Genomic DNA, 24,540 nt, shown 5'->3' on the forward strand with positions numbered 1-24,540 from the left:
CCCCGCCGTGTTGGTTCTCGCGGGGGTGGACACGGACTCCCTGTCCGGCCGCGGCCCCCGCCGGCCCCCCCCCCCGGGCGGGGGGCCGGGCGCCCCCCCCCCCCCCGGCCGGGACCGAGAACGACAGGCAATTCCGACGTGGGGATAGGTATGTCCAGATCCGTTCAGATCGCTGCGGCGGTCACGGACAAGAACCTCGAGCTGCTCCTCAAGGTCCTCCCGGCGATCATCGTCATCATGGCCGCCTCCTGGGCGTGCGGTCGCCTGGCGGTCCTGGTGAAGCAGCCCCGAGTGCTCGGGGAGATGGTCTCCGGTGTACTGCTCGGCCCGACGCTGTTCGGCGCCGTGTTCCCCGGTGCGCAGCAGTTCGTCTTCCCGAAGGAGGTCAAACCCGTCCTCTACGTGCTGAGCACCATCGGCCTGATGCTGTTCATGTTCCTGGTCGGTGCGGGCTTCGACCACAGCGGCGGCAACGCGCGCCGGGAGACGAGGCGGGCCGGTCTACTGGCGGTCTCCGGCATCGTCCCGTCCGTACTGATGGGTGCGGGTGTCGGGTGGCTGCTGCACGACCGGCTGTCCACCGCCGAAGTGGGCACCCTCGAGTTCGCGCTCTTCATCGGCGGCGCCCTGTCCATCACCGCGCTGCCGATGCTGGCCCGCATCCTGTACGAGCGGAACCTGCAGAACACCTCGCTGGGGCGGATGGCACTGCTCGGCGCGTCGTTCGACGACGCCGCGGCCTGGTGCTTCCTCGCCGTGCTCTCGGCCGTGCACGCCAACTCCGGCAGCGCGGGCGCCCTCCGGACGATCGGCCTCACCGTCGTCTTCGTGGCGGTCATGCTCCTCGGCGTCGCCCGCCTGCTGCGGCCGCTCGGGGCCCGGGTCGAGCGGACCGGCAGGTTCGGCCACGACCAGTTGTACCTGGTGCTCGGGATCACGCTGGCGGCCGGGCTGTTCACGGACTACATCGGCGTCTACTCGGTGTTCGGCGGATTCGTGGCCGGACTCGCCATGCCGAGGAACCCCGCCTTCCGTGAGGCGTTGCAGAAGCGGATGATGGATGTCGTCAGCGTTCTCCTGCTCCCGATCTTCTTCGCCTTCTCCGGCCTGAACACCCAGCTGAACGCGCTCGGCGGATGGGCCACGACCGGTCCCTTCCTGCTCATCCTCGCCGTGGGACTGTTCGGGAAGTACGTCGGCTGCGGCCTGGCCATGCGCGGGAGCGGCCTCCCCTGGCGCACCTCCCTCGCCCTCGGGGGTCTGATGAACGCCCGCGGCATGATGATCCTGATCTTCATCAACATCGGCCTGGCCCAGGGGATGATCAGTCAGGAGGTCTTCTCCATGCTGGTGCTGGTCGCGTTCATCAGCAGCGCCCTGGCCGCGCCGCTCTACCGCTGGGCACTGCCCGAGCACGCGGAGAAGCGGATGCTGGCGGACGAGGCAGCGCTCGCGGACCAGGGTTCGGAGCCCCTCGACGCCGAGCGCGAGCCGGCCCTGTCCGCCAAGTGATCCGCCCCCTCGGGTTGTTGAGGTCGATCGGGCTCCGGGCCGCCCTCCACTCCGCAGACGCTGTTGGAAGGATGTCCAGTTGATCTACCAGAACGCGACGGAAATCGTCAACGACGACGTGTTCCTGACGCTCCCCGACTTTCTGCCCGGTTCGGACGTCTTCCTGAAGATCGAGGGGCTCAATCCCGCGAGCTCGATCAAGTTCAAGGCCGCCGTGAACCTCGTCGAACAGGCCGAGAAGGCGGGGACCCTGGTCCCCGGCACGAGCCGGATCGTCGAGTCCTCCTCGGGGAACCTCGGGATCGCGCTCAGCGTCGTCTGCGCGATCAAGGGCTACCCGCTGACCATCGTCTCCGACCTGAACACGGTCGAATCGGCGGTGCTGGCGATGGAAGCCCTGGGGGCGGACGTCGTCATCGTCGAGGAACCCGACGCGAACGGGGGCTTCCTCCACCAGCGCATCGCCCTCGTCGGCGACATGCTGAACGCCGACCCGCACCTGGTGTGGCTGAACCAGTACCGGAGCCGGGCGAACGTGGAGGCCCACAGGGACACCACGGCCCGGTCGATCGACCGGGAACTCGGCGCCATCGACTACCTCTTCGTCGGCGTCGGCACGTCGGGAACGCTGATGGGCTGTCTGGAGTACCGCCGCGAGAACCGCCTCTCGCACCAGGTGGTCGCAGTCGACTCCGAGGGCTCGGTGACCTTCGGGGGGCGTTCCGAGCGTCGCTACATCCCCGGCCTCGGCGCCAGCCGGCTGCCGGAGATCTACTCCGACGACGGCAGCTTCCACAAGGTGGTCGTGCCGGAGAACGAGAGCGTGGCCCAGTGCCACCACGTCGCCCGCACCTACGGACTCCTCGTCGGAGGTTCGACCGGCACGGTGCTCGCGGGGGTGCGAAGGATGCGGGACGAGATACCCCCCGGCTCCCGGATCGTCGTCATCTCCCCCGACCTGGGGGACAAGTACCTCTCCACCCTCTACTCGGAGCAGTGGTTGAACCAGCACCCGACCCTGATCAAGGAGCGCAGCAGTGTCTGACTTCATCGTCGTCGCCGGCCCCGACATCGCCGACATCCTCCGCGGCGACAAGGCGGAAGTACGGGACATCGTCGCCTCGACCTACCGCCTGCACGACGCCGGCGACACCATCAACCCGGACAGCTACTTCCTCCGGTTCCCGCACAAGCCCGACTCGCGGGTCATCGCCCTGCCCGCCTACATCGGGGCCGGGGTCAACCGGATGGGCATCAAGTGGATCTCCAGCTTCCCGGACAACCTGTCGCGCGGGATCCCGCGGGCGTCCGCGGTGCTGATCCTCAACGACTTCGAGACCGGCCGTCCACTGGCGTGCCTGGAGTCCGCGCACATCAGCGCCGCCCGTACGGCCGCGTCGGCGGCGGTCGCGGCGGAGCAGCTGTGCCGGGGAACCGGCATCACGGTGGGCGTCGTCGGCACCGGGGTGATCGCGTCCACCGTCCTCGACCACCTGCACAGCTCGACGGTCGACATCGCCGACGTCGTCGCCCACGACCTCGACCACGAGCGGGTCACGGGGTTCGCGGAACAGGTGCGTGCGGAGATCGGTCTCGACGTCGCGCCGGTCGGGCTCAACACGGCCTTGAAGGCCGACCTGGTGGTCTTCGCGACCACCGCGGGCGAACCGTACGTGGCGGCCGACCACCGGTTCGCACCGGGCCAGGTGGTCCTCAACATCTCGCTGCGTGACCTGCCGCCCGAGGTCATCCTGGCGTCGACCAACCTGGTCGACGACGTCGAGCACTGCCTGAAGGCGAACACCTCCCCGCACCTGGCCGAACAGGCCACCGGTAGCAGGGAGTTCATCCACGGCACGCTGGGCGGTCTACTGAACGGGACGGTCGCGCTCCCGGACGGAAAGCCGGTCGTCTTCTCCCCGTTCGGGCTGGGCGTGCTCGACATCGCCGTCGGCAGCCACGTGATGGACCGGGCGCTCGAAACGGGGAAGGCCACCGTCATCAACAGGTTCATCGGATGACCGCCGAGGTCACGATGTGACCCCCTGAGCGGGGACCGCCGACCGCCCACCGGCCGAGGATCGCGCGCCGGGTGGGCGTCGCGGTCGCCGCCGAGCCCCGCCGCAGGGCCGCGGTGAAGCCCCCGCCGGCCGGGTCGACGGATATCACGCAGTCCCGGAGGTCGAACCACTGCCGGGTCAGCGGGAACCAGGCCTTGAAGACGCTCTCCTTCGCACTGAACAGGACCCGGTCCCAGGCCACTCCGGGGCGTTCCGAGTCCAGTGCGGCGAGCAGATCCAGTTCCTCGGGGCCGACCACCCTGCCCAAGGCCGGCCCGGGGAGACGGTCGTGGGGTTCGGCGTCGATGCCCAGGGCGAGGGCGTCGGCGGTGTCGGCGACGGCGGCAGCCCGATACCCGTCGCAGTGGGTCAGACAGCCGGTGTACCCCGGCGGCCAGGTCGGATAGCCGACCAGGAACTCCGCACCGGTCGCGGTGGGGACCAACGGACCGACCGGCGCGCCCATCGAGCCCAGCGCCTGACGGGCGCACCAGCGGACGTCCCGGAATTCGCCGCGCCTGGACGCGGTGGCTCCGGCGATGTATTCCTCCTCGGCGGGGAACAGCTCGATCTCATGGCCATTCACCCACGATTCCACTCCGGCGACGCCGGCCGGCAGGACCTGGGAAATGAGGCCCGCAATCGGGCTTCCCGAAGATGGGGCCATGGGTTCTGTTCCTAGCGTCCGACGATTCCCTTGGGGGCATGTGTTCCGATTCGCCGCGCGAAGCCCGAATTCCACCGCACACCCCATTCCGACCCTAGCACGGCGCTGTTACACTGCCCGGCATGGTCAGCGAATTCATGAGGCACATTGTTGAGGAATCGGCACTCCTCCGGTCGCACGCGGTGGGGAATCTCGGCGTGCCCGTTCCCAGCTGCGGCGAGTGGGACATGAGGGCACTCGTCGAACACGTCGCCACCGTGTTCGTCGAACGGTCCGCCTGCATTCACGCCGGGAGTGACCGGGCCGCTTTCGAGGAGGTGGAGCCCACTCTCAGGCTGTCGTCCGAGGATCCGATCGAGTCTTTCGACACCGCCCTGGCCGATATCCTGAACGACCTCAGGAGCCACGAGGACTCCGATCCCGCCGTCACCTGGGTCGGCCTGGACAATACCGTGGGATTCTGGCGGCGGCGGCTCGCCCATGAAGTCATGACCCATCGGGTGGACGCGGAACTGGCACTCGGCCTCGAGGTCAGTCCCATCGATTCCGCATTGGCCGCGGACGGCGTGAACGAATTCATCGACACCAAGCTGATCCACAAATCCGTCGCGCGGAACGCGGCGATCCGCGACCAGCTGGGCTCCCTGGAGGGGGTCGCGGTGAAGTTCGTCTACGGCGATTCCGAGCGGTCCGTCACCGTGGCGGCGGACGGGATCACCGAAGCCCCCGCCGGGACGGAGCCGCACCTCACGTTCTCCGCGGATCCGATGCGGTTGAACCTGTGGCTGTGGCGACGGCTGGACTTCGACGCCATCGACATCAGCGGGAGCGCCGAGCTCGCCGCCGAGTTCTACCGACTGTCCGAGTTCATCGGACAGTAGCCCCGACCGGCCCGAACCCCGACCGGCCCGAACCCCGAGCCCCGAGCGACCCGCACCCCGAGCGGCACTGGCACCACCACCGAATGGTGCTATCGTCACTAGCACCATGTTGCTGAAGCTGGACCTTGGCGACGCCCGCCCCCTGCACGAGCAGGTGGCGGGCGCGATCAGACGGGCCGTCGCGGAGGGCGAATGCGCCCCCGGCGACAAACTGCCACCGGCCCGGGAGCTCTCCCGGGCCCTCGGGGTGAACACCAACACCGTCCTGCGCGGGCTGCGCGCCCTGCGCGACGAGGGGGTGCTGGAGTTCCGCCGGGGCCGCGGCATCACGATCGCCACCGACGCCGACACCCGTACCGAACTGGTCGAGCGGGTACGGCAGTTGGTCGCGGACGCGGCCCAGGCCGGCTACAGCAGGAACGATCTCGTGGACCTGATCAGGGGGATGTCGTGAGGAACGAAGAGCCGGCCGGAGAGCCCTACTCAAGCCGGCCGGTGCGCCGGGGGGCGCTGTGGGGGGCGGTGGTCTGGACACTCGGCGTACTGGCGCTGCTGCTCGCGCTCCCGCAGCTCGCCGGCGACCGGCTGCCCGACCCGGTGGCGACCCACTGGAGCGGGCGCGACCCGGACGGTTCGATGTCGCTGACGGCGGCCTCGCTGTTCCCGGCCGCCGTCTGGCTGCTCACCGCGCTCGGCACCGGGGCCGCCCTGCGCTTCCGACCCGGCCGGGGGCGGGGCGCCCACGGGACGGTACTGGCCGCCACCGGCGTGCTGCTGACCGGGGCGCAGACCTCCATCGTGCACGCCAACCTGGACCGCGCCCGCTGGCAGGACGCCGCCCCGATGGGCATCGAGGTGGTCCTGATCATCGTAGCCGCCGGCGCGGCCGGGGTGCTGACCTGGCTGGCCACCCGGCCGGCCGCCACCGCCCCGGCCGAACCCGGCACGCCGGTGCTGGACCTGCCGGCCGGCCAGCGGCTGGTCTGGCTCTCCTCCGCGGCCAACCCGTGGATGCAGGTGGTCGCCGCGCTCTTCGGACTGCTGTCCGCCGGCGCCCTGCTGGCCCTGGTCGGCGGCCTGGGCATGCCCGACTGGCCGGGGATCGTCCTGTTCGGCCTGTCCTCCGTCGTCCTCCTGCTCTGCTCCTCCGTACGGGTGCGGGTGAGCCCGCACGGCCTGGACGTCGCCTTCGGCCCGTTCGGCCTGCCCGCCCGGCACCTCGCCCCCGGCGAGCTGGTCTCGGCCCGGGTCGAGCAGCTCACCGCCCGCCAGGCCGGCGGCTGGGGCTACCGGGCGTACCGCGGGGGCTCCACGGTGTTCCTGCGCCGGGGCGAGTGCCTGGTGGTCCGCACCAAGCGCGGGACGGACTTCGCGGTCAGCGTCGACGACGCCGAGCGCGGGGCCGCCCTGCTCAACGCCCTGATCGCCCGCGCGGACGCCCCGACCCGCTGACCCGCCGACCGGCCCACACCGCCGCGGACCGACCGGCCCGCCTCCGGTGGCGGGCCGGTCCGTCTGCGGCGAGGCTGGTGCGCGGCCGGACCGGTGACCGGACTCCGGGCCGCGGCGGACGAGCGGACGGACGGTGGTGCGGGTGCCCGGCGGCAGCGGCGGATTCCCCTCGCGCGGCGTGTGGCGCCGCCCCGAACTGCGCTGGGTGGACGTCCTGGTCGCCGCCGCACTGGTCGCCGGACTGTACGGACTGCTGCGGCTCGCCCCCTCGCTGGACGCCCCGTTCCTGCCCGACCAGGCCCCCGCCACCGTCTCCACCGACCCGTCCGAGCTGCCCTTCTACGCGGTGCGCTCGCTGCTGCGGATGTTCGTCGCGCTGATCGCCTCGGTGCTGTTCACCTTCGTCTACGCGATCGCCGCGGCCCGGATGCGGCGGGCCGAGAAGGTGCTGCTGCCGGTGCTGGACATCCTCCAGTCGGTGCCGATCCTGGGCTTCCTGTCGATCACCGTCACCGCCTTCATCAACCTCTTCCCCGGCTCCACGCTCGGCCTCGAATGCGCGTCGGTCTTCGCCATCTTCACCTCGATGGCCTGGAACATGACCTTCGCGTTCTACTACTCGCTGGTCAGCCAGCCGCGCGAACTGGACGAGGCGGCCCGGGTGATGCGGCTGACCAAGTGGCAGCGGTTCTGGCGCCTCGACGTGCCGAGCGGCATGATCCCGCTGGTCTGGAACGGGATGATGAGCTTCGGCGGGGCCTGGTTCTTCCTCGCCGCCTCCGAGTCGATCAGCGTGCTCAACCACCGCTACGCGCTGCCCGGCATCGGCTCCTACGCGGCCACCGCCATCGGCAACGGCGACCTCGACCAGGTCGGCATCGCGATCGGCGTCATGGTCGTCATGGTGATCGGCGTCAACGTGCTGTTCTGGCGGCCGATGACGGCCTGGTCCGAACGCTTCCGGGTGGAGGAGTCGGAGGCCGCCGACCGGCCGCGCAGCGTCGTCCTGGACCTGCTGCGCCGCTCCAGCCTGCCGGAGCTGGCCGCCCGCCCGCTGCGGCCGGTCGGGTTCGCGCTGGACCGGGCCACCCGGGTGTTCGGCCTCGCCGAGCACCCGCTCGCCCGGCCCGCCACCCGGGAGCGCACCGGGGACGTGTTCTTCGCCGGCGCGGTCGCCGCCGTCGTGGTCTTCGGCGCCTGGCGGGCCTTCGACTACGTCCACACCACCGTCGGCCTCGGCGAGTTCGGCCACGCCTTCGCGCTCGGCGCGGCCACCTTCGGGCGGGTGCTGGTGCTGCTCGCGGTGTCCACCGTGGTGTGGGTGCCGATCGGGGTGTGGATCGGCATGAACCCCAAGGTCACCCGCTTCGCCCAACCGGTGGTGCAGGTGCTGGCCAGCTTCCCGGCCAACTTCCTGTTCCCCTTCGCCACCGCCGCGTTCGTCGCCCTCGGCGTCTCGCTGAACCTCGGCTCGGTGCTGCTGATGGCGCTCGGCGCCCAGTGGTACATCCTGTTCAACGTGATCGCCGGGGCCTCCGCGATCCCCAGCGACCTGCGCGAGGCGATGACCGGCTTCCAGGTCCGGGGCCGGCTGCGCTGGCGGGCCTTCATCCTGCCGGCCGTCTTCCCGTACTACGTCACCGGCGGCATCACCGCGGCCGGCGGCGCCTGGAACGCCTCGATCGTCGCCGAGGTGGTCGACTACGGCTCCCACCACCTGACCGCCACCGGGCTCGGCTCGTACATCGCCGACGCCACCGGCACCGGCACCTTCCCCAAGATCCTGGTCGGGGTGAGCGTGATGAGCGTCTACGTGGTCGCGCTCAACCGGCTGCTGTGGCGCCGGCTCTACCGGCTCTCCGAGACCCGCTACGCCCTCTGAGACCCGCTACCCGAGGAGACCCCGCACGATGACCGCCGCCACCCGCACCACGATCGTCGAGGCCTCCGACGTCACCAAGACCTTCACCACCCCGGACGGACGGGCGCTGCCCGTCCTGGACGACATCAGCCTGCACCTGGCCGAGGGCGAGATCGTCGCCCTGCTCGGCAAGTCCGGCTCCGGCAAATCCACCCTGCTGCGCTGCCTGGCCGGGCTGATCTCGCCCTCCTCCGGGACGGTCACCTACCGGGGCACCCCGCTGCGGGCCGCCAACCCCGGGGTGGCCATGGTGTTCCAGTCCTTCGCCCTGCTGCCCTGGCTGACCGTCCAGCAGAACGTCGAACTCAGCCTCCAGGCGCGCGGGGTGGACGAGGAGGAGCGGCGCGAACGGGCGCTGCGCGCGATCGACCTGATCGGCCTGGACGGCTTCGAGGGTGCCTACCCCAAGGAGCTGTCCGGCGGGATGCGCCAGCGCGTCGGCTTCGCCCGGGCGCTGGTGGTCGAACCGGACGCGCTCTTCATGGACGAGCCGTTCTCCGCCCTGGACGTGCTGACCGCCGAGAACCTGCGCAACGAGCTGGTCGGCCTGTGGGAGGGCCGCGGCGCCCCGGTCAAGTCCATCCTGATCGTCACCCACAACATCGAGGAGGCGGTGCTGCTGGCCGACCGGATCCTCGTGCTGTCCTCCAACCCCGGCCGGATCCGCTCCGAACTGACCGTCGACCTGCCCCGCCCGCGCGACCGCCGCACCCCCCAGTTCGAGGCCCTGGTCGACACCGTCTACGGCATCCTCACCGGCCGCGAGGAGCAGCCCGCCGCCGAGCCCGCCGCCCGGCAGGCCGCCACCCCGATCACCACCCCGCTGCCGCCCGCCACCGTCGGCGGGCTGGCCGGCCTGCTGGAGATCCTGCTCGCCATGGGCGGCGAGGAGGGCCTGGCCGAGATCGCCGACGAACTCAACTTCGAGGTCGACGACCTGCTCCCGCTGGTCGACGCCGCCGTCCTGCTCGACCTCGCCCGCACCACCGACGGCCGCTTCGCCATCACCCCGGACGGCCGCGCGTTCGCCACCGCCGACATCCTCACCAGGAAGCAGCTGTTCGCCCACCAGGCCGCCCGCCGCGCCCCCCTGGTCCGCGCCGTCGTCCAGGCCCTCGCCACCACCGCGAACCACAAGCTCCGCGAGGACCTCTTCCTCGACCTGCTGCGGGCCGGCTACGACACCGAGGACGCCCGACGGCAGTTGGAGACCGCCATCGACTGGGGCCGCTACGGCGAGCTCTACGACTACGACGCGGACGACGCCGAGTTCGCCCTCGAACCCGGCGCCGAGGCGGCGCTGTAGCGCGGTGCCGCTGTAGCGCGGTGTCGCTTCAGCGCGGTCGCGTCAACTCGCCGTCGTCGCAAACCACCTGATCCGGTGGTGGGACCTGCGCCTTTGCGGGTACACCAGTTGACGGCCGCGTCCGTGCGGCGGCGCCCCGTCGACACCGCCCCGCACGACTCCCCAGCGGCCGGAGGACTGCGGGCCGGTGCTGCCCGTGCGGAAGGCGAGGAGGCGTCCGTGAGCGACGACCTGCGCAGCGAGGAAACGACGAACCCACCACAAGGCGAAGGCCTCCAGGACGAACGGACGGTCACCTTCCTGCGCTTCGGCGTCGGGGCGATCGGCGTGCTGCTGCCGCCGGCCCTGCCGTTCGGCAACTGGCTGGCGGACGAGGTCACCGGGCGGGCCACCGGCGGGTACTGGCCCGCGTCGATGAGTGCCGCGTACTACGGCAGCACCCGGAACATCTTCGTGGGCGCCCTGTGCGCGCTCGGGGTGTTCCTGATCTGCTACCGCCTGGACCGGCGGGACGACCGGTGGAGTACGGCGGCCGGGGTGTTCGCGCTCGGGGTCGCGCTGTGCCCGACCACGCCCCCGGATCCGAGCGGGCTGCAGCGCACGGTCGGGGTGGTCCATCTGGTGTGCGCCGGGCTGCTGTTCGTGATGCTGGCGCTGTTCTGCCTGTACTCCTTCCGCAATCCGCGCTCGGCGCAGCCGGCCCGGGTGGCCACGGCGTACCTGGCGGCGGGGGTGCTGATCCTGGTCGCGCTGCTGGCGGCGGTGGTGACGGGACTGTCGGGCTTCGGGGCGGACTGGACGGTCCGGCCGGTGTACCTGTGCGAGTGGGTGGCGACCTGGGCGTTCGGTGCGGCCTGGATCGGTGCGGCGGTGGAGCTGGCGGCCGGGCGCGGCGGGCGGGCCGGGTCGCTGCCCCGGCAGGCGGTCGGGGGCGGGGTGCGGAGTCCGGAGGCACAGACCTGAGCAATCGTCACCTTGTCGCACTGGGCAACCGTTACCATGCGCACCAGGGCCGGCCGCCGTGGCGTTCGGTGAAGGATGCCGGACAGCAACGGGGAGCTAGAGCGTGACGGACGAGCAGTACCCCTCGGTCGACCTGCGGATGGACGTGCCGCACTCCGCGCGGGTCTACGACTACCTCATCGGCGGCAAGACCAACTTCGAGGCGGACCGGACGGCCGCGCACGCCTCCGTCCGGGCCTGGCCCGCGCTGCCGACCTCCATGCGCACCACCCGCGACTTCATGCAGCGCTCGGTGCGCCACCTCACCGAGCAGTACGGGGTGCGGCAGTTCCTGGACATCGGCACCGGCATCCCCACCTCCCCCAACGTGCACGAGATCGCCCAGGCGATCGCCCCCGAGGCCCGGGTCGGCTACGTGGACAACGACCCGATCGTGCTCACCCACGCGCGGGCCCTGATGTCCAGCACGCCCGAGGGCCGCACCTGTTACGTGGACGCCGACTTCCGCGACCCGGAGTCGATCATCGGCGACCCCCGGCTGCGCGAGGTGCTCGACCTCTCGCAGCCGGTGGCGCTCTCGCTGATCGCCATCGTGCACTTCGTGCTGGACGAGGACGACCCGCAGGGCATCGTCCGCCGCTTCATGGACACGCTGGCGCCCGGCAGCTTCCTCGCCCTCACCGTGTTCACCGGCGACACCGACCCGGTCGGCGTGGGCGGCGTCGGCCGGGAGTACAACGCCCGCGGCATCCCGCTGCAGATCCGCGACAAGGCCGAGACCGAGGCCTTCTTCGACGGCTACCGGCTGCTCGACCCGGGCGTCACCCTGGTCCACCACTGGCGGCCGGACGCCGACGCCCCGCCGATCCGCGACCGGGACATCGCGATGTACGCGGGCGTGGCGGTCAAGGACTGAGGTGCGTGGGGCCTGGTCAGCCGGGGACGGAGACCAGGCCCTCCTCGTAGGCCAGGATGACCAGCTGGACCCGGTCGCGGGCGTCCAGTTTGGCGAGCAGCCTGGTCATGTAGGTCTTCACGGTGGCGATGCTGAGCACCAGTTCGGCGGCGATCTCGGGGTTGGACAGGCCCCGGCCGACCAGGGTGAGGATCTCCCGCTCCCGCTCGGTGATCACCCCCAGCCGGTCCGACGCCCGCGTCGGCGTGGGCTGCTGGGCCGCGAAGGCCCCGATCAGCCGCCGGGTGACGCTCGGCGCGATCAGCGCCTCCCCCGCGGCGACCACCCGTACCGCGGCGAGGATGTCGTCCAGCGCCATGTCCTTGACCAGGAAGCCGGAGGCCCCGGCGCGCAGCGCCGCGTACACGTGCTCGTCCTCGTCGAAGGTGGTGAGCACCACCACCTTGGTCGGCCCGCCGGCGGCGGTCACCCGCCGGGTGGCCTCGATGCCGTCGGTGCCGGGCATCCGGATGTCCATCACCACGACGTCCGGCCGCAGTTCGGCGGCCAGCCGGACGGCCTCGGCGCCGTCGCCCGCCTCGCCGACCACCTCGACGTCCGTCGTCTCGGTGATCACCATCTCCAACGCGGCCCGCACCAGCGGCTGGTCGTCGGCCAGCACCACCCGGATCACGCGGTCACCGCCTCGGGGACGGGCAGCCGGGCGGCGACCCGGAAGCCGCCGTCCGGGCGCGGCCCGGCCTCGAACTCGCCGTGCAGCAGGGCGACCCGCTCGCGCAGCCCGGCCAGGCCGAAGCCGCTGCCGGGCGCGTCGCCGTGGCCCCGGCCCCGGTCGGTGATCTCCAGCCGGAGCTCCCCCGCCCGGCTGCCGTCGACGCTCACCAGGCAGTCGCGCACCCGCGCGTGCCGGACCACGTTGGTCACCGACTCCTGGATGATCCGGAACGCCGAGAGGTCGATCTCCGGTGGCAGCGGCCCCGGTTCGCCCGCGCGCCGCACCTCCACCCGCACCCCGGCCGCGGTGGTGGTCTCGGCCAGCCGGTCGAGGTCGGCCAGGCCCGCCGGGACGGTGTCGGACACCTCGCCGTCGGCCTGGCGCAGCGCGACCAGCATCCGGCGCAGCGCGGCGAGGGTCTCCCGGCCGGCGGTCTCGATCTCGCCCAGGGCCTGCTTGGCCCGCTCGGGCCGGCGGTCGATCACCCGGCGGGCGGCGCCGGCCTGGAGGGCGACGATGCCCATGCTGTGCGCGACGGTGTCGTGCATCTCCCGGGCGATCCGCAGCCGTTCGGCGGTGACCGCCTCGGCGGCCACCCGGCTGCTCAGCGTCTCGGCGTGCTCCCGGTTCTGCCGCACCGAGCGCCCGGCCAGCCAGGCGACCAGGGCGAGCAGCGCGGCGCCGTCGGCCTCGCCGATGTGGGTGCCGGTGAAGATGCCGACGGTGTTGCCGTGGACCATGCCCATGTGCAGCACCAGGAAGACCCCCGCCACGGCGAAGGCGGTGCGCGAACTGCGGCGCGAGCCGCGGGCGGTGATCAGGAACAGGGCGACGTACACCGCCAGCAGCGCACCTGGCGGGACCTGGTTCTTCGCCGACCAGCCGTCGGTCTCCGTCCAGGTGGCGATCAGCAGCACGACGACCGAGAGCACCGGCAGCCGGCGCACCAGGGCCGCGCCGACGAAGGCGATCGCGGTGTCGCCCAGGGTGAAGGCCAGGCCGCCGTGCAGGGCGGCGCCGTGCTGCAGTCGTTCGGTGGCGCCGAGCAGCACGGCGGGGTAGGCGGCGGCCACGCACCAGGCCAGGGCGACCCAGGCCTCGGGCGGGACGCGCCGCAGCAGCGGGGGCGTCGGTGTCTCGGGCATGGTTCAAGATCGTAACGACGGGCTCGGGCGCCGTCATCCAACCCTGGTTGTACGACCGGGGCCGACCTGCGGTGTCGACGCCGGTCCGATGCGGCCGCGGGGGCTCCCCCGGCACCGTAGTGCCCATGATCGAAGTCAACGAACTGACCAAGCGCTACGGCCGCCGCACGGCCGTCGACCGACTGACCTTCACCGTGCGCCCCGGCCACGTCACCGGCTTCCTCGGCCCCAACGGCGCCGGCAAGTCCACCACCCTGCGGATGGTGCTGGGCCTGAACGCCCCCACCTCCGGCACCGCCACCGTGGGCGGCCGGGACTTCCGCGGTCTGCCGCGCGGCCTGCGCGAGGTCGGCGCGCTGCTCGACGCCGGCGACGTGCACGGCGGCCGCACCGGCGGCGCCCACCTGCGGGCCCTCGCCCTCGGCAACGCGATCCCGCGCCGCCGGGTGGACGAGGTGCTCGCCGAGGTCGGCCTCGCCGACGCCGCCGGGCGCCGGATCGGCGGCTACTCGCTGGGCATGAAGCAGCGCCTGGGCATCGCCGGCGCCCTGCTCGGCGACCCGCCCGTACTGCTCTTCGACGAGCCGCTGAACGGCCTCGACCCCGAGGGCGTGCTCTGGGTGCGAGGACTGTTCCGCCGACTCGCCGACGAAGGCCGGACGGTCTTCGTCTCCAGCCACATGATGGCCGAGATGGAGCACACCGCCGACCGGCTGGTGGTGATCGGCCGCGGCCGGCTGATCGCCGACGAGAGCCTCGGCGAGTTCGCCGCCCGGGCCGGCCGCGCCGCCGTCAGCGTCCGCGCCGCCGAACCCGAGCGGCTGACCACCGTGCTGCGGGCCGCCGGCGCCACCGTCCGCCCCGGGCCGGACGGCAGTCTGGACGTGACCGGCCTCGACGCCGGCCGGATCGGCGAACTCGCCCTGGAGCAGCGCCTGTTGCTGTACGGCCTGACCGAGCACGGCGCCTCCCTGGAGGAGGCCTTCATGCAACTGACCGCCGACAGCGTCGAGTACCTCGCCGGAGACCCCCGATGAACACCCCCATGAACACCCCCATGAGCACCCCGATGAGCACCCCCACGCACGCCTCAACCCCCGTACGCCGGGCCCGCTTCGGTGACCTGCTCGCCGCCGAGTGGCTCAAGTTCTGGTCGCTGCGCTCGATGCCCTGGGTGCTCGGCATCAGCACGCTCGTCATCATCGCCGCCAACTACAAGGCGGCCAGCTACACCCACGACACCTACACGCCCGGCGACGGCAATCCGGCGGTGATGGCGCAGACCGCGCTCAACGACTCCTTCCACATCGGCTCCGCCGACATCATGATGCTGGTCGCGGGCGGCATCGGCGCCATCGTCATCGCTGGTGAGTACGCCACCGGGCTGATCCGCACCACGCTCGCGGCCGTGCCCGACCGCCGGGCGGTACTGCTGGCCAAGGCAGGCGTGCTGGCGGGCGTGATGACCGGCTACGGCGCCGTCGCCGCGGGCGTCTCCTTCGGCATCACCCAGGCCGTCCTGGCCGACCGCGGCATCGGCCAGTCGATCACCGACCCGACCGCCTTCCGGTACGTGGCCGCGGCCGCGCTGTTCGCCCCGGTCTGCGCGCTGGTCGGGCTCTGCCTCGGCACCGTGATCCGGCACAGCGCGGGCGCGGTGGTGGGCACCATCGCGGTGCTGTTCCTCCTGCCGTCCTTCGTCACCGAGCGCTACCGCTGGTCCGCCGACCTCCTGCACGCCCTGCCCTTCCCCGCCTGGCAGCGCCTCGCCCGCACCACCCTGGTCGGGATGCGCCCCAGCGAGTACCCGGCCACCGTCGCCGGCTCCTGGATCAGCTACGCGGTATGGGCGCTGGCCTCGGTCCTCATCGCGGCGGCGGTGATCCAACGCCGCGACCACTGACCGGGCCGGCACCGGGTGCGGCGGCCGCCCGCCGCCCCGCCCACTCGTCGCCGAGGGCGACCAGCAGGGCCGCCAGCACCAGCCCCGCCGCCACCGTGACGCCCAGTTGGAAGGCGAGCGCCCAGTCCGGGTGGCGGCCGGTGGCGTGGGCGAAGAAGACCGAGCCGACGACGGCGATGCCGACCGCCGAGCCCACCCGCTGGGCGGTCTGCAGGACACCGCCGGCGCTGCCCGCGCGGGCGAGCGGGACGTGCTGGAGGGTGAGGGTCTGGTTCGGGGCGATCACCAGGCCGCTGCCCACCCCGGCGACCAGCAGCGGGCCCACCGTCGCCCAGCCCACCGACTTCCCCGACCACAGCTGCACCGCCAGGGCCGAGGCCAGCAGGCCGACCAGCACCAGCAGCAGCCCGAGCACCACCAGCCGCCGGCCGAGCTGGCCCACCAGCCGCCCGCCCACCGGCGCCGCCACCCCCGAACCGACCGCGAAGGGGGTGATCGCCAGGCCTGCCGTCAGGGCCGAGTAGTGCAGGCCCGCCTGGAGGTAGAGCGTGAAGATGAAGAAGATCGCGGTGAACCCGGCGAAGTACACCAGGGACAGCAGCACCCCCGCCGCGTACGGCCGCACCGCGAACAGCGCCATGCTGACCAGCGGCTCGTGCCCCCGCGCGTAGTGGCGCTCCCAGCCGACGAAGGCCGCCAGCAGCACCGCCGCCAGCGGCAGCAGCAGCCAGCGGGCCGGGCCGTGCCACTGCTGCTCCTGGACGAAGGGCAGCAGCAGGGCGACCGTCCCCGCGCCGAGCAGCAGCACCCCGAGCGGGTCGAAGTCGCGCTGCCCGGCCCGCTCGGCGGCCGGGCGGGGCGGCGGGAGCAGCCGGTAGGCGATCGGCAGGGCGGCGAGGCCGATCGGCAGGTTGACCAGGAACACCCAGCGCCAGCCGTCCTGCGGGCCGAAGACGTGGATCAACAGGCCGCCCAGCAGCGGTCCGACGGCGGTGGACAGCCCGATGGTCGCGCCCAGCGCGCCGAAGGCCCGGCCCCGTTCGGCGCCCTGGAACAGGGTCTGGATGAAGCCCGACACCTGCGGCACCAGCACCCCGCCCGCCGCGCCCTGGAACAGCCGGGCGAGCACCAGCCACTCCTGGTCCTGGGCCGCCCCGGCCAGTGCGCTGGCCGCGGTGAACAGGGCGAGCCCGGCGAGGAAGACGGCCCGCCGGCTGCGGGCGTCGCCGAGCCGCCCGGCGGGGACGAGCACCAGGCCGAAGGCGAGCGCGTAGCCGCTGAGCACCCACTGCAGGCCGCTGTCGGACATGTGCAGTCCGGCCCGGACGGTGGGCAGGGCGACGTTGACGATGCTGACGTCCAGCAGGGTCATGAACCCGGCGACCAGGCAGACCGTCAGCGCCCGCCAGCGCCGTGCCTCCGCCCGCCCGCCGACCGCCGAGGCGCCGGGCGGCTGCGGGCGCGGGCTCTCCGCGTCGCGGGAGGGTGGGGCGGTCATGGGGAACCTCCTCCCGGCGCCCGGGGACCGGCCCCGGCTCTGCTGCGGCTCATCCTCACCTGCACCGGACCCCGCCGCCACCCGAACCCCGTCCGGCACCCGCCTCACCCGAACGGACGAACCGGATCGCGACCGGCCCCCGTGCCCCCGAGGCTGGCGGCATGACTGTCGCCACCGAGAACCAGCCCTCCGCCCCGCCGGTGCTCGACGTGCGGCAGCGGAACGTCGTCTTCGCCACCATCGTGCTCGGCATGCTGCTGGCCGCCCTCGACCAGACCATCGTCGGCACCGCGCTGCCCACCATCGTCTCGGACCTCGGCGGCGCCGCCCACATGTCCTGGGTGGTGACGTCCTACCTGCTGGCCGAGACGGTGGCCACCGTGCTGGCGGGCAAGTTCGGCGACCTGTACGGGCGCAAGCTGATCTTCCAGGTCTCGGCGATCGTCTTCGTCGGCGGCTCCTTCCTGTGCGGCCTGTCCACCAACATGACCCTGCTGATCGCCTGGCGGGCGGTGCAGGGCATCGGTGCGGGCGGGCTGATGGTCACCGCCATGGCGCTGATCGCGGACGTCATCCCGCTGCGCGAGCGCGGCAAGTACCAGGGCGCGATCGGCGCGGTGTTCGGCCTGGCCACCGTCATCGGGCCGCTGCTGGGCGGGCTGTTCACCGACCACCTGTCCTGGCGCTGGGCGTTCTACGTGAACGTGCCGATCGCCGTCGTGGTGGTGCTCGCGGCCGCCCGGACCATCCCGGCGGTGCGCTCGGCGGTGCGGCCGGTGATCGACTACCTGGGCATCGCCCTGGTCTCGGTCGGTGCCAGCGCCCTGATCCTGGCGACCAGTTGGGGCGGCAACCAGTACGCCTGGGGCTCCGGGGTGATCATCGCCCTGTTCGTCGGCGGGGTGGTGGCGCTCGGGCTGTTCTGCTGGACGGAGACCCGGGCGGTCGAACCGATGCTGCCGATGCGGCTGTTCCGCAACCCGGTGTTCGCGGTCTGCTCGGTGCTCAGCTTCATCGTCGGCTTCGCGATGCTCGGCGCCCTGACCTTCCTGCCGACCTTCCTGCAGTACGTGGACGGCGACTCGGCGACCGTCTCCGGCGTGCGGATGCTGCCGATGGTGATCGGCCTGCTGATCGCCTCGATCGCCAGCGGCAACGTGGTCAGCAAGACCGGCAAGTACCGGGTGTTCCCGATCGCCGGCACCCTGGTGATGGCCGTCGGCCTCTACCTGCTGTCCCGGCTGCAACCCGGCACCGGCACCGCGCTGGCCTCCTTCTACATGTTCGTGCTCGGCGTCGGCATCGGGCTGAGCATGCAGGTGCTGACCATCGCCGTGCAGAACACCGTCGACTACGCGGACCTCGGCACCGCCACCTCCGGGGTGACCTTCTTCCGCACCATCGGCAGCTCCTTCGGCACCGCCGTGTTCGGCACCATCTACGCCAACGGCCTCAAGACCGAGCTGGCCAAGGGCGTCGCCTCCGCCGCCCGGCTCACCGGCGCCGACCCGGCCGTGCTGGCGCACGCCGCCGGGAGCCCGCAGGGCCTGCACAAGCTGCCCGCCGAGCAGGCCGCGCCGATCATCCAGTCGTACTCGGACGCGCTGCACACCGTGTACCTGTGGACCATCCCGGTGGCCGCGGTCGGCTTCGTGGTCGCGCTGTTCCTCAAGCAGGTGCAGCTGCGCGACACCACCCGGGCCGGCTCCACCGACATGGGCGAGGGTTTCGCCCAGCCGACCACCAGCGACTCCGACCCGCACCTGGAGTTCGCCGTCTGCAAGATCGTGCGCGACATCGACCTGGACGCCGTCCGGACCATCGTCGGCGACGCCGACACCCGGGTGGACCTGGCCGGCGCCTGGGCCCTGATGGAGGTGGCCGGCCACACCAAGGCCCTCGGCCACGCCTCCCTCGACCTGATCGCCACCCGCAAGAAGCTGCCGCCCGAGGTGCTGGAACCGGTCTTCGACCGGATGGCCACCGAGGGCTACCTGACCCGCGACGGCAACCGCCTCACCCACACCGAGGCCGGCACCCGGGAGGTCCGCGCCCTCGCCCGCGCCTGGTCCGACTGGCTCAACGCCCGCCTCGACGCCGACGCCGGCCGCCCCCGCAGCCCCCAACTGCGCACCGCCGCCGACGCCATCGCCTGGCGCCTGCTGACCGAGGACCTCGCCAACGGCCTCCCGGCCACCGCCCGTGCCAAGAACGGCGCCAAGGTCTGAGGGACCGTCAACACACGCCCCGTTCTCACCATGTGGCGCCCGAAGCGGGGCGGAGCGGACACCGCGTACGATCCACGGAAAGCCGTGGAGGCGGCACAGCCGCCACCGCTCGGAGCAGTTGGAGGTTTCCGTGACCGCACACGTCTCGCGGCTGTTCGGAGCGGACGCCGGGCAGTTCGACCGCGAGCGCGCGGGACTGATCCCCCACCTGCACGCGCTGTACGAGATCGCGGTGGACCTCGCCGTGCACGGCCGGGGCACCGCCCCCAAGGTCCTGGACCTGGGGGCGGGCACCGGCCTGTTCAGCGGGGAGTTGGCGACCCACCTGCCCAACGCCTCGATCGACCTCCTGGACGCCTCCCGGGAAATGCTCGACGTGGCCGACCGGATGCTCGACCTGTACGCGGTGAAGCACACCCTCATCGAGGGCGACCTGTCCGACGCCCTGCCCAGCGGCCCCTACGACATCGTGGTCTCCGCGTTGGCGATCCATCACCTGTCCGCGGCCGAGCAGGCCGATCTGTACCGTCGGGTGTACGCGGTGCTGCGGCCGGGCGGGGTGTTCGTGAACGCCGAGCAGGTCGCCGCGGCGGTACCCGAACTCGACGAGCTCTACGCGGAGTTCTGGCTCCGGGAGGTCAAGGCGGCGGGGACCCCGAAAGGTACCGTCGACAAGGCGCGCGAGCGGATGGCCTACGACCGCCCGGCGCCCGTCGCCTCCCACCTGGCCTGGCTCGCGGACGCGGGCTTCCGGTCCGCGGACTGCTTCTACAAGCGGTTCAGGTTCGCGGTGCTGGCCGCCTGGCGCTGACCCGGGCCCGACCGCACCCCGGCGGGTGCGACTAGATGAGCAGCCCGCCGTTGACGTCGATGACGGTGCCGGTGGTGAACCCCGCCTCCTCGGAGCAGAGGTGGAGCACGCTGCCCAGGGCCTCGGCGATGGTGCCGAACCGGCCGACCGGGATCCGTGACAGCACCGCCCGCCGCTCCTCCTCCGGGCGGTCGACCCAGGCGTCGGCGATGCGCTTCGTGGCGATCGGGCCGTGCGCGACGGCGTTGACCCGGACCCCGAAGGGCGCCAGCTCGTACGCGGCCTGCTTGGTGAGGCCGAGGACGGCGGACTTGGCGGCGACATAGGCCGCGTTGCTGAAGTGGCTGTAGGTCCGCCCGCCGGCGGAGGAGAAGTTGACGATCCGCCCGTAGCCGGACCGCTTCATCGCCGGTACGCACAGCCGCATGGTGGTGAGCACGGGTACCACGTTGAGCGCGATCGACTCGTGCAGGAACGCCTCGTCGAGGTTCTCCAGCGACTGCACCCGGGTGTCTCCGCCGACCCCGTTGACCAGGATCCCGGGCGCCCACTCGCCGGTGAGCGCGCCCAGTTCCGCCTCCAGCCGGGCCACCTCCCGGACGTCGGCGACCACCGCGCGGACCTCGGTGGCGCCGGAGAGCTCCGCGGCGAGTTCCTTGAGCGCGATCTCGTCGCGGTCGAGCAGGACCAGCCGCTCGCCGCGGGCGGCCAGCGCCCGGGAGAGCTCGCGGCAGATGCCACCTGCGGCGCCGGTGATGAGGGCGGTGCGAACGGTCATGGGGTGTTCTCCTCCCGGGAGGACTGCGGGGTGGGCGACGGGCCGGGCCAAGAGCGCCCGGCCCGTCACGGAGTGGCACACGGTGCCTGCGACGGCCGACCTGTGAGAACCGGCGGCCTGCGAACCGACGGTGCGTCAGTTCCCTTCCTGGGCCGCCGCACCGGCACCGGCGATCCGTCCGGTGACCAGGCACTCGGTGATGTTGCTCGCGCCCTGGTAGAGGTGGCCCCAGGCGGATCCGAACTCCCCGGCGGAGTACAGCCGGGGAATCGGCTCCCCGTACGGGTCCACCACCCGCGCGTTCCGGTCCCGCCGGGCCCCGCCCTGGGTGTTGAGCACCGTCGGGTGCAGCGGCACCGCGTAGTACGGCGCCTCGATGGGCTTCAGGGTCTGCGCGGAACGGCCGAACTCGGTGTCCACGCCGCTCGCGCAGGCCGCGTTGTAGCGGCCCAGGGTGGCTTCCAGTTCATCCACGGCCACGCCGAGCCGCTCGGCCAGTTCCTCGACGGAGTCGGCCCGCACGATCCAACCCCGCTCGATCTCGGCCGAGTTGTCGGGGCTCCAGCGGTACAGGTCGCGGTTGTAGCCGCTGGCGTTCCAGGTCAGCGGGCCGGCCAGGCGGGTCTCCTCGTTGAAGATCCCCCAGCTCGGAATGCGCGGGAACTCGACCTCCTCGGTGTCGAAGTGGGCGAAGACCCGGGTGAACTCGTGCAGTTCGACCCCGGTCTCGTTGACGTAGCGACGGCCGTGCCGGTCCGTGTAGACGAAGCCGTCGGAGGGGAAGAAGATGCCGAACGCGGCCTCGAACTCCGGCGCCTGGAAGCCGATGATGGTCGAGGTCGGGGACATGTGCCAGAGGTCGGCGCCCACCCCCTGGGCCATCCGGATCCCGTCGCCGGTGTTGCCCGGGTTGCCCGCGAACTTCAGCGGCTTGGCGGGCACGTGGTCCTGCTTGAGCCCGGGATCGTTCTCGAAGCCTCCGCAGGTCATCACCACCGCCCGGCGGGCGCGCAGGGTGACGCGCCGCCCGTCCACCTCGGCGGCCACGCCGACGACCGCGCCCGCGTCGTCGGTGATCAGCTCCTGGGCGGCGGTCCGCAGCCGGACGTCGATCGCCCGCTCGGCCACGTTGGCGGACAGCAGGTTCCACAGCCGCAGCGACGGCGGCACGTCGGCGTCGCCGCGCAGGCAGTACTTGTCGAAGGTGCCCTGGCCGCCGGGCACCTTGGGGAAGCCGGGGCCCTTCACGGTGCGCGGATACGTTCCGGCGACGATCAGCTGCTCGGGTATGTGCAGGTCACCGCCGAGGTCCGCGCACCACTTGACCAGGGTGCGGGCCTCCCGCACGATGGCCTCGACCACGTCGCGCGGGGTGGTCCCGAAGCACAGCTCGGTGAGGTAGTCGGTGAAGCTCTCGACGGCCTCGTCGCTGTCCCGGGGAATGACGCAGTTCCCGCCGCTGACCCGGGAGTTCCCGCCCGGCTGGGCCATCTTCTCCAGCACCGTCACCTCCGCGCCCGCGTCATGGGCGGTGATCGCGGTGACCGCGCCGGCGAATCCGTAGCCGATGACGATGACGTCCGTCTCCGCGTCGTACGTCGAAGGCACTGCTGACTTGCGCATGATCCGACTCTCCTTCTCTGGTTTCCCGTTCAGCGGGGGTGTCCCGTTCAGCGGGCCTGCGGGACGTTCCGGGCGCGGTCGGTCCGCGCTCCCGGGTCGGCCGGGTAGCGGGGGCGCTGCCCGGCGAGGACGGCACGGACGTGCTCGACCGCGGTGGGCACCAGGGAGTCGAACAGGTCCCGGGTGTGGCCCACGATGTGCTCGGTGAGGATGGCGTTGTCGAGCCCGCGCAACGGATGGTCGGCCGGTACGGGCTCGGTGTCGAAGGTGTCGATCGCCGCGGCCCGCAGCCGGCCCGTGGCGAGCCGTTCGGACAGGGCGGCCTCGTCGACGAGACCGCCGCGGGAGGTGTTCACCAGGACCGCTCCGGGCTTCATGCGGTCCAGCTCGGCCGCGCCGATGACACCCCGGGTGTCGGCGGTGAGCGGCAGGTGCAGGCTGACCGCGTCGCTCTGCGCCAGCAGCGTGTCCAGGTCGGTGAACTCCACCGGCGGGGCCGACCGGTGGCGCTCGGGGTGGCGGGTGGCGACCAGGACGCGCGCCACCCGCCAGCCCGCCAGCCGCGCGATGACCTCCCGGGCGATCCGGCCGTGGCCGACGAGGCCGACGGTGCTGCCGGCCAGCAGCCGGGCGGTGAGCGCCTGCGGGGCCGGACGCGGCTCGTGGCGGGCCAACTGCCGCTGCTTGAGCGGCAGGTCCAGCATCAGCGCGGAGAGCAGCATGACCGTGGCCTCGGCCATCCCCTCCATGTTCTCCGGGGTGGCACCGTGGGCGACCACGATGCCCCGTTCGGAGGCCTCCCGCAGATCGCACGAGGCGGTGCTGCTGGAGGCGAAGACCAGTCCCCGCAGCCGCGGTGCCCAGCTCATCAGCTCCGGCGTGATCACGGTCCGGGAGCTGATCACCGCCACCTCGGCCCGGCCGAAGTAGCGGGGCCACTGCGCCCGCGGGTACTCGGTCCGGGCCGGCGCGGGCGCCGCGGGGCCGCGCACCACGGTGTGGCCCTCCTTGCCCAGTTCCGCCGCGACCCGGTCCAGCACGTCGCCGAGCACGTGATCGTCACCGACGAAGATCTCGACGGGCATCGCTTCTCCCTCCTTGGGTGTCCGCTCCTTACGTGTCCTTACGTGTCTTTACGTGCCCTTACGCGTCTTACGTGTCCGCTCCTCAGGGGTCGGTTCAGGCGAGTCGCCGCACCAGGCTGTCGTCCCCCTCGACCCCGAAGGCGATCGCCGCCGCCAGGAAGCGCTCGACCGCGTCATCGGTCATCCAGGCCATGTGCGGGGTGACCAGGGCTCGCGGGTCCGTGCGCAGCGGGTCGTCCGCGGGCAGCGGCTCCACATCGAAGACGTCCAGGGCCACTCCGCCCAGCGCCCCGGCGCTCAGCCGACGGCGCAGCTCGGCCATGTCCACCAGGGCCGCCCGGGCGGTGTTCACCAACAGGGCGTCGGGGCGCAGCAGGGCGAGCCGGCGGGCGTCGATGATCCCGGTCGTCCCGGGGTCGGCGCGCAGGTGGAGGCTCACCACGTCCGCACTGCCGAGGAGTTCGTCCAGCTCCAGGCGCCGGACTCCGGCGCTGCGCGCGGCCTCCTCGTCCAGGGAACGCGACCAGACGGCCACCCGCATGCCGATGCCGACCCCGAGCGCGGCGACCGCCGAGCCGATCCGCCCCCAGCCCACCACCCCGAGCAGCCGTCCGGAGAGGTCCCGGCCGGTGGTGGGCTGCCAGCCCGACCCGGCGCCCACCCCGGTGGGCAGGCGCCGGGCGAGGGCGAGCATCAGGGTGAGGGTGAACTCGGCGACCGTCCCGGCGGCCAGTCCCGGGGTGTCGTAGACCTGGATCCCGGCGGCCCGGGCCGCGTCGAGGTCCACGGCGCCGCCCAGCGGGCCGGCCACCAGCACCCGGGCCGGCCGGGCGTCCAGCAGTGCCCCGGTGTCCAGGGGAGGGCCGTCGAAGAATCTCAGCACGTTCGTCGCGCCGCGCATCCGTTCGGCCAACTCCCGTGTGCTGCCCGGCTGTTCGGTGAGGAGATCGACCTCCGCACCGCCCGGGCAGCCGCGCACCAGTTCCGCCAGCCGCGGATAGCCCGTGGTGTCGGGCATGACGAGTCGCCGCATCACTTCTCTCCCCCTGGGTGTCCGGTTCTTCGTGCCGGCCGGC

At 72.4% G+C, this 24,540-nt stretch carries 22 protein-coding genes; 14 read left to right on the top strand and 8 right to left on the bottom strand.

Features of this window, described 5'->3' with window-relative positions:
* Positions 1-150: 150 nt before the first annotated feature.
* The 3 genes from ACFVXG_RS30515 (at position 151) to sbnB (ending at position 3,533) form a co-directional block, all read left to right on the top strand.
* Positions 151-1,512: a cation:proton antiporter gene (locus ACFVXG_RS30515; protein WP_387931963.1), complete on the top strand. Its 1,362-nt coding sequence runs from the start codon at positions 151-153 to the stop codon at positions 1,510-1,512.
* A gap of 79 nt (positions 1,513-1,591) precedes the next feature.
* Complete coding sequence (gene sbnA / locus ACFVXG_RS30520) at positions 1,592-2,557, top strand: 2,3-diaminopropionate biosynthesis protein SbnA (RefSeq protein ID WP_387931965.1); 966 nt, start codon at positions 1,592-1,594, stop codon at positions 2,555-2,557.
* Positions 2,550-3,533 carry a 2,3-diaminopropionate biosynthesis protein SbnB gene (gene sbnB / locus ACFVXG_RS30525; protein ID WP_387931967.1) on the top strand — a complete coding sequence of 328 codons (984 nt, stop codon included), beginning with the start codon at positions 2,550-2,552 and terminating at the stop codon, positions 3,531-3,533. Before sbnA ends, sbnB begins: the two co-directional genes overlap by 8 nt.
* Here the strand turns inward: sbnB and ACFVXG_RS30530 are convergent.
* A complete protein-coding gene (locus tag ACFVXG_RS30530; RefSeq protein ID WP_387931969.1) occupies positions 3,523-4,158 on the bottom strand; it encodes a 4'-phosphopantetheinyl transferase in 636 nt (211 codons plus the stop codon). The genes sbnB and ACFVXG_RS30530 overlap by 11 nt on opposite strands.
* A gap of 203 nt (positions 4,159-4,361) precedes the next feature.
* Here ACFVXG_RS30530 and ACFVXG_RS30535 point away from each other — a divergent pair, with 203 nt between their 5' ends.
* The 7 genes from ACFVXG_RS30535 to ACFVXG_RS30565 all read left to right on the top strand — a co-directional run bounded on the left by ACFVXG_RS30535 (position 4,362) and on the right by ACFVXG_RS30565 (position 11,678).
* On the top strand, positions 4,362-5,120 hold the full coding sequence (locus ACFVXG_RS30535) for a maleylpyruvate isomerase family mycothiol-dependent enzyme (RefSeq protein ID WP_387931971.1): 759 nt from the start codon (positions 4,362-4,364) through the stop codon (positions 5,118-5,120).
* A gap of 106 nt (positions 5,121-5,226) precedes the next feature.
* Positions 5,227-5,574, top strand: a complete 348-nt coding sequence (locus ACFVXG_RS30540; protein WP_387931973.1) for a GntR family transcriptional regulator — start codon at positions 5,227-5,229, stop codon at positions 5,572-5,574.
* Positions 5,571-6,572 carry a DUF1648 domain-containing protein gene (locus tag ACFVXG_RS30545; protein WP_387931975.1) on the top strand — a complete coding sequence of 334 codons (1,002 nt, stop codon included), beginning with the start codon at positions 5,571-5,573 and terminating at the stop codon, positions 6,570-6,572. Before ACFVXG_RS30540 ends, ACFVXG_RS30545 begins: the two co-directional genes overlap by 4 nt.
* Before the next feature lie 142 nt (positions 6,573-6,714).
* Positions 6,715-8,454: an ABC transporter permease gene (locus tag ACFVXG_RS30550; protein WP_387931977.1), complete on the top strand. Its 1,740-nt coding sequence runs from the start codon at positions 6,715-6,717 to the stop codon at positions 8,452-8,454.
* 28 nt (positions 8,455-8,482) lie between these two features.
* Positions 8,483-9,799: a nitrate/sulfonate/bicarbonate ABC transporter ATP-binding protein gene (locus ACFVXG_RS30555; protein ID WP_387931978.1), complete on the top strand. Its 1,317-nt coding sequence runs from the start codon at positions 8,483-8,485 to the stop codon at positions 9,797-9,799.
* A 219-nt stretch (positions 9,800-10,018) separates the two neighbouring features.
* On the top strand, positions 10,019-10,762 hold the full coding sequence (locus tag ACFVXG_RS30560; RefSeq protein WP_387931980.1) for a hypothetical protein: 744 nt from the start codon (positions 10,019-10,021) through the stop codon (positions 10,760-10,762).
* Between the two features lie 139 nt (positions 10,763-10,901).
* Positions 10,902-11,678, top strand: a complete 777-nt coding sequence (locus ACFVXG_RS30565) for an SAM-dependent methyltransferase (RefSeq protein ID WP_387932166.1) — start codon at positions 10,902-10,904, stop codon at positions 11,676-11,678.
* A gap of 16 nt (positions 11,679-11,694) precedes the next feature.
* On the opposite strand, the gene ACFVXG_RS30570 is transcribed toward ACFVXG_RS30565, so the two are convergent.
* Positions 11,695-12,351, bottom strand: a complete 657-nt coding sequence (locus ACFVXG_RS30570) for a response regulator (RefSeq protein ID WP_387931982.1) — start codon at positions 12,349-12,351, stop codon at positions 11,695-11,697.
* Positions 12,348-13,538 (bottom strand): sensor histidine kinase, encoded by a 1,191-nt coding sequence (locus ACFVXG_RS30575; RefSeq protein WP_387931984.1) that lies wholly within the window; start codon positions 13,536-13,538, stop codon positions 12,348-12,350. The genes ACFVXG_RS30570 and ACFVXG_RS30575 overlap by 4 nt, the downstream gene beginning before the upstream one ends.
* Before the next feature lie 125 nt (positions 13,539-13,663).
* Between ACFVXG_RS30575 and ACFVXG_RS30580 the strand changes: the two genes are divergently transcribed.
* Positions 13,664-14,575, top strand: a complete 912-nt coding sequence (locus ACFVXG_RS30580; RefSeq protein WP_387931986.1) for an ABC transporter ATP-binding protein — start codon at positions 13,664-13,666, stop codon at positions 14,573-14,575.
* Positions 14,576-14,583: 8 nt separating this feature from the next.
* On the top strand, positions 14,584-15,441 hold the full coding sequence (locus ACFVXG_RS30585) for an ABC transporter permease (RefSeq protein WP_387931988.1): 858 nt from the start codon (positions 14,584-14,586) through the stop codon (positions 15,439-15,441).
* On the opposite strand, the gene ACFVXG_RS30590 is transcribed toward ACFVXG_RS30585, so the two are convergent.
* Positions 15,404-16,939 (bottom strand): MFS transporter, encoded by a 1,536-nt coding sequence (locus ACFVXG_RS30590; protein WP_387931990.1) that lies wholly within the window; start codon positions 16,937-16,939, stop codon positions 15,404-15,406. The genes ACFVXG_RS30585 and ACFVXG_RS30590 overlap by 38 nt on opposite strands.
* A 161-nt stretch (positions 16,940-17,100) precedes the next feature.
* Between ACFVXG_RS30590 and ACFVXG_RS30595 the strand changes: the two genes are divergently transcribed.
* Positions 17,101-19,167, top strand: a complete 2,067-nt coding sequence (locus ACFVXG_RS30595; protein ID WP_387931992.1) for an MDR family MFS transporter — start codon at positions 17,101-17,103, stop codon at positions 19,165-19,167.
* Positions 19,168-19,297: 130 nt separating this feature from the next.
* Positions 19,298-19,978 carry a class I SAM-dependent methyltransferase gene (locus ACFVXG_RS30600; protein WP_387931994.1) on the top strand — a complete coding sequence of 227 codons (681 nt, stop codon included), beginning with the start codon at positions 19,298-19,300 and terminating at the stop codon, positions 19,976-19,978.
* Between the two features lie 31 nt (positions 19,979-20,009).
* Here ACFVXG_RS30600 and ACFVXG_RS30605 read toward each other — a convergent pair whose 3' ends face one another.
* From ACFVXG_RS30605 to ACFVXG_RS30620, 4 genes are all read right to left on the bottom strand, one after another.
* Positions 20,010-20,756 carry an SDR family NAD(P)-dependent oxidoreductase gene (locus ACFVXG_RS30605; protein ID WP_387931996.1) on the bottom strand — a complete coding sequence of 249 codons (747 nt, stop codon included), beginning with the start codon at positions 20,754-20,756 and terminating at the stop codon, positions 20,010-20,012.
* A gap of 135 nt (positions 20,757-20,891) precedes the next feature.
* On the bottom strand, positions 20,892-22,379 hold the full coding sequence (locus ACFVXG_RS30610; protein WP_387931998.1) for an FAD-dependent oxidoreductase: 1,488 nt from the start codon (positions 22,377-22,379) through the stop codon (positions 20,892-20,894).
* A 47-nt stretch (positions 22,380-22,426) separates the two neighbouring features.
* The gene (locus ACFVXG_RS30615; RefSeq protein WP_387932000.1) at positions 22,427-23,464 is read right to left on the bottom strand and encodes an NAD(P)-dependent oxidoreductase; all 1,038 of its coding nucleotides are present in this window, start codon (positions 23,462-23,464) and stop codon (positions 22,427-22,429) included.
* Between the two features lie 94 nt (positions 23,465-23,558).
* Positions 23,559-24,497 (bottom strand): NAD(P)-dependent oxidoreductase, encoded by a 939-nt coding sequence (locus ACFVXG_RS30620; protein ID WP_387932002.1) that lies wholly within the window; start codon positions 24,495-24,497, stop codon positions 23,559-23,561.
* Positions 24,498-24,540: the final 43 nt, after the last annotated feature.

Origin of the sequence: Kitasatospora sp. NPDC058162 (assembly GCF_042884005.1) — a bacterium.
Lineage (GTDB): Bacteria > Actinomycetota > Actinomycetes > Streptomycetales > Streptomycetaceae > Kitasatospora.

Excerpts from the sequence above, each read along its gene's own strand:
- ACFVXG_RS30580 (WP_387931986.1), top strand. The coding sequence starts at position 13,664 with ATGATCGAAGTCAACGAACTGACCAAGCGCTACGGCCGCCGCACGGCC.
- ACFVXG_RS30605 (WP_387931996.1), bottom strand. The coding sequence starts at position 20,756 with ATGACCGTTCGCACCGCCCTCATCACCGGCGCCGCAGGTGGCATCTGC.
- ACFVXG_RS30515 (WP_387931963.1), top strand. The coding sequence starts at position 151 with ATGTCCAGATCCGTTCAGATCGCTGCGGCGGTCACGGACAAGAACCTC.
- ACFVXG_RS30590 (WP_387931990.1), bottom strand. The coding sequence starts at position 16,939 with ATGACCGCCCCACCCTCCCGCGACGCGGAGAGCCCGCGCCCGCAGCCG.
- ACFVXG_RS30610 (WP_387931998.1), bottom strand. The coding sequence starts at position 22,379 with ATGCGCAAGTCAGCAGTGCCTTCGACGTACGACGCGGAGACGGACGTC.
- ACFVXG_RS30585 (WP_387931988.1), top strand. The coding sequence starts at position 14,584 with ATGAACACCCCCATGAGCACCCCGATGAGCACCCCCACGCACGCCTCA.
- ACFVXG_RS30540 (WP_387931973.1), top strand. The coding sequence starts at position 5,227 with ATGTTGCTGAAGCTGGACCTTGGCGACGCCCGCCCCCTGCACGAGCAG.
- ACFVXG_RS30620 (WP_387932002.1), bottom strand. The coding sequence starts at position 24,497 with ATGCGGCGACTCGTCATGCCCGACACCACGGGCTATCCGCGGCTGGCG.
- ACFVXG_RS30575 (WP_387931984.1), bottom strand. The coding sequence starts at position 13,538 with ATGCCCGAGACACCGACGCCCCCGCTGCTGCGGCGCGTCCCGCCCGAG.
- ACFVXG_RS30535 (WP_387931971.1), top strand. The coding sequence starts at position 4,362 with ATGGTCAGCGAATTCATGAGGCACATTGTTGAGGAATCGGCACTCCTC.
- ACFVXG_RS30555 (WP_387931978.1), top strand. The coding sequence starts at position 8,483 with ATGACCGCCGCCACCCGCACCACGATCGTCGAGGCCTCCGACGTCACC.
- ACFVXG_RS30565 (WP_387932166.1), top strand. The coding sequence starts at position 10,902 with ATGGACGTGCCGCACTCCGCGCGGGTCTACGACTACCTCATCGGCGGC.
- ACFVXG_RS30615 (WP_387932000.1), bottom strand. The coding sequence starts at position 23,464 with ATGCCCGTCGAGATCTTCGTCGGTGACGATCACGTGCTCGGCGACGTG.
- ACFVXG_RS30595 (WP_387931992.1), top strand. The coding sequence starts at position 17,101 with ATGACTGTCGCCACCGAGAACCAGCCCTCCGCCCCGCCGGTGCTCGAC.